The 13,048-nt window shown below is 70.6% G+C and carries 9 protein-coding genes; 4 read left to right on the top strand and 5 right to left on the bottom strand.

Annotated elements, in window-relative coordinates:
• Positions 1 to 274: 274 nt before the first annotated feature.
• Entirely contained in the window at positions 275 to 1,516 is a 1,242-nt protein-coding gene (locus tag ACYVHU_RS06160) for a glycosyltransferase (protein ID WP_078763943.1), read from the top strand.
• A 201-nt stretch (positions 1,517 to 1,717) separates the two neighbouring features.
• The gene (locus ACYVHU_RS06155; protein WP_078763944.1) at positions 1,718 to 2,671 is read left to right on the top strand and encodes a sensor histidine kinase; all 954 of its coding nucleotides are present in this window, start codon (positions 1,718 to 1,720) and stop codon (positions 2,669 to 2,671) included.
• 37 nt (positions 2,672 to 2,708) lie between these two features.
• On the opposite strand, the gene ACYVHU_RS06150 is transcribed toward ACYVHU_RS06155, so the two are convergent.
• On the bottom strand, positions 2,709 to 3,059 hold the full coding sequence (locus ACYVHU_RS06150; protein ID WP_078763945.1) for an STAS domain-containing protein: 351 nt from the start codon (positions 3,057 to 3,059) through the stop codon (positions 2,709 to 2,711).
• 199 nt (positions 3,060 to 3,258) lie between these two features.
• Positions 3,259 to 4,029 carry a GAF and ANTAR domain-containing protein gene (locus ACYVHU_RS06145; RefSeq protein WP_078763946.1) on the bottom strand — a complete coding sequence of 257 codons (771 nt, stop codon included), beginning with the start codon at positions 4,027 to 4,029 and terminating at the stop codon, positions 3,259 to 3,261.
• A 189-nt stretch (positions 4,030 to 4,218) separates the two neighbouring features.
• Here ACYVHU_RS06145 and ACYVHU_RS06140 point away from each other — a divergent pair, with 189 nt between their 5' ends.
• Complete coding sequence (locus ACYVHU_RS06140) at positions 4,219 to 5,382, top strand: GAF domain-containing protein (protein ID WP_078763969.1); 1,164 nt, start codon at positions 4,219 to 4,221, stop codon at positions 5,380 to 5,382.
• 17 nt (positions 5,383 to 5,399) lie between these two features.
• Here ACYVHU_RS06140 and ACYVHU_RS06135 read toward each other — a convergent pair whose 3' ends face one another.
• Genes ACYVHU_RS06135 through ACYVHU_RS06125 form a run of 3 tightly spaced genes read right to left on the bottom strand, consistent with a single transcriptional unit; the run spans position 5,400 to position 10,502 of the window.
• Complete coding sequence (locus ACYVHU_RS06135; RefSeq protein ID WP_159457311.1) at positions 5,400 to 5,558, bottom strand: hypothetical protein; 159 nt, start codon at positions 5,556 to 5,558, stop codon at positions 5,400 to 5,402.
• A gap of 55 nt (positions 5,559 to 5,613) precedes the next feature.
• Positions 5,614 to 6,246 carry a response regulator gene (locus ACYVHU_RS06130; RefSeq protein WP_078763947.1) on the bottom strand — a complete coding sequence of 211 codons (633 nt, stop codon included), beginning with the start codon at positions 6,244 to 6,246 and terminating at the stop codon, positions 5,614 to 5,616.
• A 2-nt stretch (positions 6,247 to 6,248) separates the two neighbouring features.
• Positions 6,249 to 10,502 carry a HAMP domain-containing protein gene (locus ACYVHU_RS06125; RefSeq protein WP_498947768.1) on the bottom strand — a complete coding sequence of 1,418 codons (4,254 nt, stop codon included), beginning with the start codon at positions 10,500 to 10,502 and terminating at the stop codon, positions 6,249 to 6,251.
• A gap of 339 nt (positions 10,503 to 10,841) precedes the next feature.
• On the opposite strand from ACYVHU_RS06125, the gene ACYVHU_RS06120 reads away from it, so the two are divergent.
• Positions 10,842 to 13,031: a SpoIIE family protein phosphatase gene (locus tag ACYVHU_RS06120; protein ID WP_394330085.1), complete on the top strand. Its 2,190-nt coding sequence runs from the start codon at positions 10,842 to 10,844 to the stop codon at positions 13,029 to 13,031.
• Positions 13,032 to 13,048 lie beyond the last annotated feature (17 nt).

Raw genomic sequence — 13,048 nt, 5'->3', positions numbered from 1 at the left:
CGGCGTTGGGTGTCTAAGACGCAGACACACCTTCGCCTTCGTGCGCTCGCACCTGGCCGCAACGGCCGGAGTGTTCTCGAGCGCTTTTCGTGTTTCTCCGAACGGCCAAAGGTGTGATTCTCATGCGTCTGCCCTCCCCTCTTCTTTCTCTCCCCCGTCCCGTACGGCTCCCGTCGGCCTGGCCGCTCCCCTTTCCCTGCACCGAAGGGGTCCTTCGCCATGGGCGCACGTCGATCGACTCTCCGGGTCGCCGTCTCACCACGAGGAGTTTCACGTGAAGATCGCCTTGGTTTCCGAGCACGCCACCCCGCTTCCCGCCCACAAGGGTGAGCCGACCTGCGGTGACAGCGTCCACGTCGCCGCCCTGGCCCGCCACCTCGCCAAGAACGGCCACCGTGTCACCGTCTACGCCCGTTGCTCCGACGCCGAATCGGCCGGCCGCTCCCGCATGGGCCGCGGCGTCGCGGTCGAGCACCTGACCGCCGGCCCGGCCCGCCCGCTGGGGACCGACGAGGAGGCCGAGCACACCGGCGCCTTCGCCAAGGCGCTGGCCGGCGCGCTCGCCGAGGACACCCCCGACGTCGTGCACGCCTTCGGCTGGACCAGCGGCCTGGCCGCGCTGTCGGCGCTGCGCGGACTGACCGAGCAGCGCCCGCCGCTGGTGCAGACGTTCCACTCGCTCAACGTCGCCGAGCAGCGCGCCGGCCTGCCCGGCCGGACCGAGCGCGTCCGCCTGGAGGCCGCGATCGCCGGGCGCGCCGACGCCGTTGTCGTCGACTCCGCCGACCAGCGCTTCGAGCTGGCCCGCATGGGGCTGCCCCGGCCGCGCGTCAGCGTGGTGCCCTACGGCGTCGACACCGACCAGTTCCTGCCCGAGGGCGGAACCGCGGCGGGCCCCTGGCGCGGCCGCCGTGAGCAGCGCACCCGCATCATCTCGGTCACCGGCCTGGGGCCCGAGAGTGGCGCCGACACCCTCATCCGCTCCATGGCGCGGGTCCCCGACGCCGAGCTCGTCATCGTCGGCGGCCCCTCCTCCGAGAACCTGGCCATCGACCCCGACGCCCGCCGGCTGGAGCTGGTCGCCAAGGAGGCCGGCGTGGACGAGCGGGTGACGCTCCTCGGCTCCGTCGACCGCAAGGAGCTGCCGCGTCTGCTGCGCTCGGCCGACGTCTACGCCTCGGCCGCCCTGTACGACCCCTACGGCGGCGCGGTGCTGGAGGCCATGGCGTGCGGGCTTCCGGTTGTGGCCACCGCCGTTGGAGGCGTCACCGGCGCCGTGCTCGACGGCACCACCGGCGTGTTGCTGCGCCAGGCCCGGCCCGACTCGCTGGCGCGTGTGCTGCGTCACCTGGCCGCCGACTCCACCACGCGCACCGCCTACGGAATCGCCGGGGCCGACCGCGCCGCCTCCCGCTTCGGCTGGCAGCGCGTCGCCGCGGAGACCGAGCGGGTCTACTCCCGGGTGCTGCCGATGGAGGAGGAGATGCCCATGGCGGTCGGCGATGATGCACACTAGTCCGCGTACGACCTCCTAGGTCATATCCGGCGAATGTCGCGGCAACGACTTTCCGCCTCCACCCCCAGGGGGGTGAGGGCCGTCCTCCCCGGCCGGTCCCCGCGCCCTGCCCAGCAGAGCGGGATGAGAGGTTCGCCGAACGTGGCCTCGGCGGTGAGAGAGTCATTCCCGGCTGGGAGGACGAGCGCCCGGGGTGATGCGATGAGTTCACGTGCGGTACCCGACAACGCCGGATTCGAGGGATTCGAGCACCACGGTGTGCTGTTCCACTCGGCCCGGGAGCTGTGCGACGTCGTCGTACCCCGGATCCGTGCCGGCCTGGCCAGTGGCGACCACGTGGTGGTGGCCCTGCGGCCGGGCCACGCCACCGCCGTGCGCGCGGCCCTGACGCCCTCCGAGAGCGACTCCGTCCACTTCGTCGACCACGACACCTGGTACGAGGCGCCCGGTCGGACGCTGGCCGCCCTGCACAGGCTCACCCTGCTCCACCCCGACCGCCACATCACCGTGGTCGGCGAGCCCGCGCTCCCCTTGGACAACCCGTTGGAGCTGCGCGAGTGGCACCGGCTGGACTCGGTCCTGGGGGCCTCCCTCGCGGGCAGCAGACTCCGGCTGATGTGCCTGCACGACACGGACGCGCTTCCCCGATCCGTCCTGGAACGGGTGTGGCACACCCACCCGGTGATGATCATCGGGGGCACCCCACGGCACAGCCCCGACTACCGTGACGCCGCCGCCTACAGCGCCGCCGACGCGCTCGAGCCCCTGCCTCCCCCCGACGGCCCCGTCGAGTCGCTGGAGATCGTGCCCGACCTGCCCGCCCTGCGTGACGAGCTCACCGCGCTGGCCAAGCGCCTGGGGGCGCCACGCGAGCGCGTCAACGATCTGGTCGTCGCGGTGAACGAAATGGCGGCCAACGTCTTGGAGCACGGAGCGGGCAAGGGGATGATCTCGCTGTGGCTGGCCCCCGGACGGCTCATGTGCGACGTGTTCGACGAGGGCGGCGACCTCACCGACCCGCTGAGCGGCTACTTCCCCGCCGACGCGCTGAGCGTCCGTGGGTACGGCCTGTGGATCACCCGGCAGATCTGCGACTTCATGGAGGTGCGCGGCAACGCCGGCGGGTCGCTGGTACGGCTGCACTTCAAGGCCTGAGCCCCTCGCCGCGCGAACCCGGAGAGGCGCGGCGGAGTCAGGTCAGCGCGGCCTTGAGCGCCCGGTTCATGTCGTCCTCGATGGTGATGACCTGGTCGATGCCGGCGATGACGAACAGGCGCTGCACCGTGCGCTGCGGCGAGGCCACGACGAAACCGATGGACCGGTCGCGGGCCTGGCGGTAGCAGGCGACCAGGACCCCGATACAGCGGGAGTCGCAGAAGTCGACGCCGGAGAAGTCGACGACGACCCCTCGGGGCGGGGAGTCGGCGCTCAGGAAGCCGTCGAGCTCACGGGCGAGCTCGGGTGAGGTGATGGCGTCGAGGTCTCCCCGTGGGAGCACCACGACGACATCGCCCTCGGTTCGGGTCGAGATCTCGGCTGTCACGCACGCACTCCTCGCTCGTCACGCCTTTGGCGGGAGATGGGGGTTGGGGAGGTGGGGGATCGGCGTTTCCGCTCCGCACCACCGTCGCGTCCACGCCGGCCGTACACTCCGCTACTCCGTCACCTTAGCGCCATTCGGCACACCCGGTCGGGCCCGCACACCTTCCGTCATCGGACCGGTACCAAGCGTGCCCCTCGGTTCACCGGACGGCCACCCTGCGGGGTCCCGTCGTCGTGCCGGCGGCGTGCTCCTCCACGAGCTTGCGGGCGACCTCGGCCACCTTCATCCGGTTGCGCTGGGCGACCCTGCGCAGTTCCCGGAACGCCTCGTCGGCGTCGCACCCGCGCGCGTGCATGATGATGCCCTTGGCCTGGTCGATGACGCCGCGCGACGACATGGCGCGCCGCATATGCGCGGCCTCGCGCTCGGCGTCGCTGTAGCGGCCCGCCTGGAGCAGCATCGCGGTGGCCTGCTCGGCGAGCAGCTCGATGAGCGGCTGCACGATCACCGGGTCGAAGGCGTCGGCCCGGCCCGAATGCACTCCGAGGGTCAAAACCTCATCGCCGAAGGCGCGCGGCAGCGTCACCGAGGAACGGTCACCGCACTGCACCGCCATGCTGGTGTAGCGCGGCCAGCGATCCCCGCGCAGCACGTCTCCCACCGAGACCGGCCGCATCTCGCGCACCGCCTCCACCGCGGGCCCCTGATCGGTGGCGTACTGGTGCTCGAAGGCCGCCGCCAGGTCGGAGTGGGAGGCGCCGTAGTCGACGACGACGTGCCCGCCGGGGTGTTCCGCGACATCGTCGCCGTCACCGCGTTCCACCGCCCGCCAGACCACCACCAGGGCCGCCGAGCAGCCGGGGACCCCGCGCGCGGCCACCGTGCTCAACCGGTCCACCGCCCGTTCCGGGGTGCTGCTGCCCTCCTGCCCCAGCGCGCCGATCTCCCGCGCGAGACGCTCGATCCACATGTCCGTGCCCCCCGTCCCGTTCTCGTCCGGTCACCGCTACTCCACCGTAACCACCGTCGGCTCCACTGGGGTCATGCGTTAGCTTCATATGCGGGGCCGTTCCCGCGGGCGACCCCCGGGGCCCACGGCGGCGGAGGGCACTCCCACACCCCTGGGCCTCCCCATCCTCACACGTCAGGAGCCATGAGCTTGCCGGAGAACCTCGCCGACCTCGAACGCGAGATCACCGAGTTGGGCGAACGCGCGGCGGCGTTGCGCAGCACGCACGCCATGTATCCCGGTGACGCCGCGAGCACCCTCGAAGCCGCGCTCGCCGAACTCGACTTCGCCGAACGGTTGCTGCGCGACTGTGGGCGCAGGATGGCCAGCGAGGTCGACGCGAGCGCGTCCCGCCGCGCCGCCAACGACGACGACCGCGCCGTGCTGCGGGCCGTCTTCACCGAGCTGAGCATCCCCGTCGTCCTGCTCGACCACGAGGGCTACATCCGCCGCATCAACGCGATCGGGGCCGAACGGCTGGGCAGCACCAGCGGCTACCTCACCGGAAAGCCGCTGTCGATCTTCGTCGACCTGCGCCGCCGCGCCGCCATGCGCTCGCGGCTGGCCGCGGTGCTGCGCGGCGGGGAGCCCGCGTCGTTCGACTCGCGGCTGGCCCGCCGCGGCTGGGCCGAGGACGTCCACCTCACCCTGACCCGCCTGGACGTGCCCACCGAGGCCAACCCGCTCGTCCTCGTCGTCATGTCGCCGCCGCTGGACAGCAGCGCCGATGAGGGGCCCGCCCCGTTGGAGGCCGAGGTCGAGGACCAGGTCGTCGTGCTCGCCGCGCGCCGACTGGACGTGCTCACCCGCATGACCCGGCTGCTGCTGCGCAGCGCCGGCCCCGGCGGCGCGGGCAGCCCGCTCGCCCTCGACGACGCCGCGGCCCTGCTCGCGGACTCCTACGCCGACTGGGTCATCATCGACGTCTGCGACCTGCCCTCCGACGCCTCCGAACCGCGGCGCGCGGTGGTGGCCGGCCCCGAGGGCGACGAGGCGCGCAAAATGCTGGAAGGGCTCGACCCGCTCTCGTCCGAGGTCCCCCGCGACGTGCTGGGCACCGGCCAGTCCGTCCTGCACCAGCTCATCGAGGACGGGGGCGTGCTCGGCCACGACCCCAACGGGGTCCCGGTCCTCGGCGCGCTCGGCGCGGGTTCACTGCTGTGCGTCCCCCTGCGCGGAAGCAGGGGCGTGCGCGGAGCGCTCACCCTGATCCGGCGCAGCAACCGCGGCTCCTTCCGGCTCGCCGACCTGGGCCTGATCGAGGAGATCGGCGAGCACATCGGGCTGGCCCTGCCGCCGCGTTCGGCGGGCTGAGCCGGCCGCGTCCCGGCTCAGGACCACCCCGAGACGGTCATGCGGCCCGTCCCGGCACAGCCACGGCACTCCCGGGGCACCAGCATCTCGCCGGTCAGGTCACTGCCCGCATAACCCACGACGGTGATCCGGTAACCACTGCCGTGGCAGTCGGGACACACGATCACGACGTCCATGCCACCAGCGTATGCGCCACCGGCCTCCGATGTGGGCGGATGCCACGGCCTCGGGTCACGAGGATCCGCGCAGCGCCGAGACGAACTCGGCGAGCCGCGCCACCGAACGGTCGAGGTCGCGCAGCGCGGCGGCGGTCCGCCCGTCGGCGTCGGTGGCGAGAACCCGCTCCCGCACCCGTTCCACCCCCTCGGAGACCTCGGCGGTGCGCTCGGACAGCCGGGTCACGACCGAGCGGACCGGGCCGTCGACCTCGGCGCCCAGCTCGCGCTGGAGCATCCGCGACTGCTCCTGGAGCCGGCGCTTGGTGTGGTAGAGGTCGACGAACACCTCGACCTTGGCCCGCAGCACCCAGGGGTCGAACGGTTTGGTGAGGTAGTCGATCGATCTGGAGGCGTACCCCCGGAAGACCTGGTGGCGGTCGATGTCGGCCCCGGTCAGGAAGATGATCGGGATGTCCTTGGTCTTCTCGCGCTGCTTGATGTGCGCGGCCGTCTCGAAGCCGTCCATCCCCGGCATCATCACGTCGAGCAGGATGACCGCGAAGTCGTCCTCCAGCAACGCCTTGAGCGCGGCCTCGCCCGAACTGGCCCGCACCAGGTTCTGGTCGAGGGAGGTGAGGATCGCCTCCAGGGTCGTGAGGTTGTCGTCGCGGTCGTCGACGAGGAGGATATTGGCCTTGTGCGGCACGTCTACGACTCCTGCCCATCTTCTTCTGCGCGGTGCGTACGGTTGTCCCGATCCAACCACGTTCGCATGACATCCAGCAGGTGATCGAGATCGACCGGCTTGGTCACATAGTCGGAGGCGCCGGCCTCGAGGCTGCGCTCGCGGTCGCCCTGCATGGCCTTGGCCGTCAACGAGATGATCGGCAGGTCCGCGAACTGGGGCATCTCGCGGATCGCCCGGGTCGTGGCGTTACCGTCGAGCTCGGGCATCATGATGTCCATCAGGACCAGGGCGATGTCCTCGTTGGCCTCGAGCTTCTCGATGCCGGTGTGGCCGTTGTCGGCGTAGAGCACCTCCAGTCCGTGCGCCTCCAGGGCGCTGGTGAGCGCGAAGACGTTGCGGATGTCGTCATCGACGATGAGGACCCGGCGCCCCTCCAAGACCGCGTCCCGTTCGGGGTCGTCGCGGACCTCCGGCTCCTTCGGACCGGAGTCGGCCACCGGTTCGGGCGTCTTGAGGACGGGAACCTGCGCCGGCTCCTCGTCCGCGAACGAGGGCGGCTCCTCCTCGACGTCGTTGTCGTCGCCGAAGTCGTCGAGCAGCGCGAGCGGCCCCGTCCCCGCCGAGGAGGAGTCGCCGGGCAGCTGGGTCGGGGCGATGTCGACCGTCTCGTCCAGCCGCTCGGTGGTGCCCTCGGGCAGCCGGACCGGCAGCAGCAGGGTGAAGGTGCTGCCCTGGCCGTGGACGCTTTGGACCCGGATCTCACCGCCGAGCAGCAGCGCCATGTTGCGGCTGATGGACAGCCCCAGGCCGGTACCGCCGTAGCGGCGGCTGGTACCGCCCTCGCCCTGGTGGAACGCCTCGAAGATGACCTGAAGCTTGTCCTCGGGGATCCCGATGCCGGTGTCGGCCACGGAGAAGGCGATCACCTCGTCGTTCTCGCCGAAGACGTCGAGGTCGGCGTCCTCCAGCGCCCAGGCCGGCTCGATGAGCAGCCGCACCTCGCCGGTGTTGGTGAACTTCACCGCGTTGGACAGCAGGTTGCGCAGGACCTGCTGGAGGCGTTGCTCGTCGGTCCACAGGTACTCGGGGATGTCGGGTGACACCTCGACCGCGAACGCCAGCCCCTTGTCGCTGGCCATCGGCCTGAACGACGCCTCGACGTAGTCGACGAGCTGGCTGATGGACACGTCCCCGGGCCGCACCTCCATGCGTCCGGCCTCGACCTTGGACAGGTCCAGGATCTCGTCGATGAGCTGGAGCAGGTCGCTGCCCGCCTTGTGGATGGTCTGGGCGAACTCGACCTGCTTGGGCGTGAGGTTCTGCTCGGTGTTGTCGGCCAGCAGCCGCGCCAGGATGAGCAGGCTGTTGAGCGGCGTGCGCAGCTCGTGCGACATGTTCGCGAGGAACTCGGACTTGTACTTCGAGGACACCTGGAGCTGGTGCGCCCGGTCCTCCAGCGAACGCCGGGCCCGTTCGATCTGACGGTTCTGCAACTCGATCGCGCGGTTCTGGCTGGCGAGCTGCCCGGCCTTGCTGTGCAGTTCGGCGTTCTTGCGGCGCAGCTCCTCCTGCTGGCGCTGGAGCTCGTTGGAGCGCTCCTGCAACGCGGTGGTGAGCTGCTGGGACTGCAACAGCAGGTACTCGGTCTTGGAGTTGGCCAGGATCGTGTTGATCGTCGCGCCGATCAGGCCGATGAGCTGGCGCAGGAAGTTGAGGTGGATCTCGCGGAACTCGCCGTAGGAGGCGAACTCGAAGACGCCGAGCACCCGCCCCTCGGACATGATCGGGAAGATCGCGATGCTCATCGGCGGCGCCTCGCCGAGCCCCGACTCGATCTTGACGTAGTCGCCGGGGACGTCGCGGATGACCATCTCCTTGCGCTGGGCCATCGCCTCGCCGGCCAGGCCCCTGCCGATGCGGATGCGCCGGCGCGGTTCGGCCGGCTGGTAGCCGAACCCGGCGTAGAGCCGGAACACCTCCTCCTCGTTCTCGTCCTCGGGCAGGAAGCAGGCGCCGTGCTGGGCGTGGACCAGCGGTGTCACCTCGGTCATGATGAGCCGGGCGAGTTCGTTGAGGTCGCGGTGGCCCTGGATGAGGCCGGAGATCCGCGCCAGGTTGCTCTTCAGCCAGTCCTCGTCCCGCTGGGCCGCGGTGGTCTCGCGCAGGTTGGACACCATCAGGTTGATGTTGTCCTTGAGCGTGGCGACCTCTCCGCGGGCGTCCACCTGGATCGACTGGGTGAGGTCGCCGCGGGTGACGGCGCTGGCCACCGAGGCGATGGCGCGCACCTGCGTGGTGAGGTTGCCGGCCAGCTCGTTGACGCTGTCGGTGAGCTGCTTCCAGGTGCCCGACACCCCGTCGACCTTGGCCTGGCCGCCGAGCTGCCCCTCGCTGCCCACCTCATGGGCCACCCGGGTGACCTCCGTGGCGAACGTCGAGAGCTGGTCGACCATCGTGTTGATGGTGTCCTTGAGCTCCAGCATCTCGCCCTGGGCGTCCACGGTGATCTTCTTGCTCAGGTCACCGGCCGCGACCGCCGACGTCACCTGCGAGATGTTGCGCACCTGCGTGGTGAGGTTGTGCGACATCGAGTTGACGTTCTCGGTCAGGTCCTTCCAGATGCCCGAGACACCCTTGACGTCGGCGCGGCCGCCCAGCTTGCCCTCGGTGCCCACCTCGCGCGCGACCCGGGTCACCTCGTCGGCGAAGGCCGACAGCTGGTCCACCATCACGTTGATGGTGTCCTTGAGTTCGAGGATCTCGCCCTTGGCGTTGACCGTGATCTTCTTGGTGAGGTCGCCCCGGGCCACCGCGGTCGTCACGATCGCGATCTGGCGCACCTGGTGGGTGAGGTTGTTGGCCATGGAGTTGACGTTGTCGGTGAGGTCCTTCCAGACCCCGGACACGCCGCGGACGTGGGCCTGTCCGCCGAGCTTGCCCTCGGTACCGACCTCGCGCGCCATGCGGGTGACCTCGTCGGCGAAGGACTCCAGTTGGTCCACCATCGTGTTGACGGTGTCCTTGAGCTGGAGCATCTCGCCCTGGGCGTCCACGGTGATCTTCTTGGTGAGGTCGCCCTTGGCGACCGCCGTGGTGACCTGGGAGATGTTGCGCACCTGGTAGGTCAGGCTGTTGGCCATGGAGTTGACGTTGTCGGTGAGGTCCTTCCAGATGCCCGACACGCCCTTGACGTTGGCCCGACCGCCCAGCTTGCCCTCGGTGCCCACCTCACGGGCCACCCGGGTGACCTCATCGGCGAAGGAGTCGAGCTGATCGACCATCGTGTTGACGGTGTCCTTGAGCTGGAGCATCTCGCCCTGGACGTCCACCGTCACCTTGCGGCTCAGGTCACCCCGGGCCACGGCCGTGGTGACCTGGGAGATGTCGCGCACCTGGTTGGTGAGGTTGTCGGCCATCGAGTTGACGTTGTTCGTCAGGTCCTTCCAGATGCCCGACACGCCCTTGACGTTGGCCCGACCGCCCAGCTTGCCCTCGGTGCCCACCTCGCGCGCCACCCGGGTCACCTCGTCGGCGAACGTCGAGAGCTGGTCCACCATGGTGTTCACGGTGTCCTTGAGCTGAAGCATCTCGCCCTGGACGTCCACCGTCACCTTGCGGCTCAGATCACCCCGGGAGACCGCGACGGTCACCGTGGAGATGTCGCGCACCTGCGCGGTGAGCCGGGCCGCCATCTGGTTGACGGCCTCGGTCACGTCCCGCCAGGCACCCGAGACACCCTCGACCCGGGCGCTGCCACCGAGCTTGCCCTCGGTGCCCACCTCGCGCGCCACCCGGGTGACCTCCATGGTGAAACCGGCCATCTGGTCGGCCATGCGGTTCACCGAGGTGGCCAGGCGGAGCAGGTCGCCGTGGAGGGGGGCGCGCCGGCCGGCGAGGTCGACACGCTGGGACAGGTCACCGTTGGCGACCGCGTCGAGGATCTGGGCGACGGAGATGACCGGGCCGCTCACGTCGTCGAGAAGCTGGTTGAGGGCGCGGACGCTCTTGCCCCACGCGCCCTTCGCCGGGTGGACCGACACCCGCTCGACGAGCCGCCCCTCGGTGCTGACCACGCCGCCCACTCGTTGGAGTTCGCTGCTGAGCTGTTCGCAGTGGTCCAGGACCTGGTTGAGAACGGAGGCGATCTCGCCGTGCTTGCCACCGCCCCTATTGTTGAGGCGTACGCTGAAGTCCCCGTCACGCATGCTGTAGAGGACGTCGAGGAGCTTGTCCAGCTCGTCGTCCGACGCCGGCGCGTTCGTCACTTCGGGCATGGATCCCCCTCCTCTACCGTCGGTGGCACGCCGCTCCGCACTCGCGCCGGGGGCCGGCGAGAGGGGGTTCGGGAGCGGGGCCGCCCACGGCTCCACCCACTCGTCACGCGGTTCGTCCGGGATCGGGCCAGATGAACCGCATGCTTTACGTTAATCGGCCAAGCTGCTCAATACGACGACGTTCTGACATCATGGCTGGGTTCCCACGATGCTCCACGGTCGAGTACCGCCGCACACCAGGGTCCGGGACGGGACCGGACCGGGTATGGATCGATCGTGTCAAGGTCCTCCATCCCTTCCGTCCCCGTCCGCGACTCAGAGAAACCGTACGGCTTCACGATGCCACATGACGCAATGAAGGTCGCCCGCCGAGAATTCGCTCCAGATCCCGAAACCGCGGGCGAGGCCCGCGCCTTCGTCCGCGAGACGCTGCGCGACTGGGACGTGCGCCGCTCCACCGACGACGTGATCCTGCTGGTGAGCGAACTGGTGACGAACGCGGTCATCCACGCCGAGACCGTCTTGGAGCTGACCGTGCGACGGCTGCCCGACGCGATCGAGGTGGTCGTCGCCGACCGGGTCCCCGAACGCGCGGTCCCCAAGGCCGGGCCGCTCGCGGTGGACACCTCGCCCTCCCTGGACAACGCCCGCAGCGGCGGCCTGGGGCTCGCGCTGGCCGGCGCGATCGCGTCGAGCTGGGGCGTGAGCTACAGCAAAGAGGACAAGGCCGTCTGGTTCCGCATCGAGGACGAGGTCACCGGCCCGCAGGGACGCCCCTCCCTGTCCCCGCCGCTGCCCGTCCGCGGCGCGCAGCGTCCCCGGCAGCAGCGCCCCGACCCGTGGGCCCCGCTGGACGAGGCCCTGTCGGCCCGCCTGACGCTGCCGGAGCTGCTGGAGCGCATGGTCGAGCACGCCCGGACCGTCCTGGGCGGTGACGCCGCTTACATCTCCCTGGCCACGACCGACGAGACCGAGTGGGAGGTGCGGGCCGCGGTCGGGCTGACCAGTGGCCCGTGGCGCCCCTTCCGCAGCCGCACCGAGGAGACCTTCCCCTCGGCCACGCCCGAGCCCGGCCCCGTCATCAACGACGACCTGATGATCGCGCGCGCCCACCGGGGGCGTCTCTCCGCGGCCGGCATGCGCTCGCTGGTCACCGCGCCCCTGATCGTCGAGGGGCGCATCACCGGGCTGATCGGGGTCGCCTCCCGCCGCATCCGCCACTTCGGCCGGACCGCCGCCGACCGGCTCCAGGAGGGGGCCGACCGGATCGCGCTGCCGGTCGAACGCGCCCGGCTCGCCCAGGTGGAGCTGGCCCGGCGGGCGTCGCTGAGCTTCCTCGCCGAGGCCAGCGACCTGCTCGCCGGCACGCTCGACGAGCAGATGACCGCGGCGTTGGCGGCCCAGCTCATCACGTCCCGGCTGGGGAACTGGTGCGCCATCCACATCGCCAACGAGCTCGGCGCCTTCCGGCTGCTGCACGTCACACACCGCAACGAGAACCGCATCGACGTGCTGCGCGAGCTGATCACCGCCCTGCCGCCGCGCGAACAGCGGGAACCGGCCCCGTTGTGGCCGCACGAGGCCCTGGTCGGGGCCGGCCTCGACGACGAGCTGACCTTGGAGCTGGCTGACGGCCCCGCCATCAGCATCCCCCTCGTCGCCCACGGACGGGTGCTCGGCCGGATGTCCATCGGCAAGGCCCCCGCCGACGACTTCACCCGCGAAGACGTCGACGTGGCCGATGACCTGACCCAACGTGTCTCCTCGGCCCTGGAGAACGCGCGGCTGTACTCCAACCAGACCTCGATGAGCGAGGCGCTGCAACGCAGCCTGCTGCCCGCGAAGGAGAAGGAGCCGCAGATCCCCGGCGTGGACCACGCCGTGTTCTACCGGCCGGCCGACGAGCGGACCGTGGTGGGCGGCGACTTCTACGACGTGTTCGCCAGCGACGGGCGCTGGTGTTTCGCGATCGGCGACGTGTGCGGAACCGGTCCGGAGGCCGCCGCGGTCACCGGTCTGGCCCGCCACACCCTGCGCGCGCTCGCCCGCGAGGGGTTCTCGCCGTCGCACATCATGCGCCGGCTCAACCTCGCGATCCTCGACGAGAACACCACGACCCGCTTCCTGACGATGCTGTACGGCGAGATCATCCCGGCCGCCCCGGGCGGGACGGTGCGCATCCGCCTGGTCTCGGCCGGCCATCCGCTGCCGCTGCGGTTGCGCGCCGACGGCGAGGTCGGCCCGCTGGGCACCTCCCAGCCGCTGCTCGGCGCGTTCGAGGACGTGGACTTCTTCACCGAGACGGTCGAGGTGGCATCGGGCGACGTGCTGCTCGCGGTGACCGACGGCGTCACCGAGCGCCGCAACGCCGAGGAGATGCTCGGCGACGAGGGGCTGACCCAGATCTTCTCGGGCTGCTCGGGACTGACCGCGCAGGCCGTCATCGCACGCATCGACCGCGAGCTGGAGGAGTTCGCCCCCAGCGGGCACACCGACGACACCGCCATGCTGGTGCTGCGCTTCCTGTGAGGCCGGGGCCGGAGGCT

This window comes from Marinactinospora endophytica (assembly GCF_054780875.1).
Note: the sequence above shows the minus strand (reverse complement) of the source record. Positions and strands in the feature narration are given on the sequence as shown.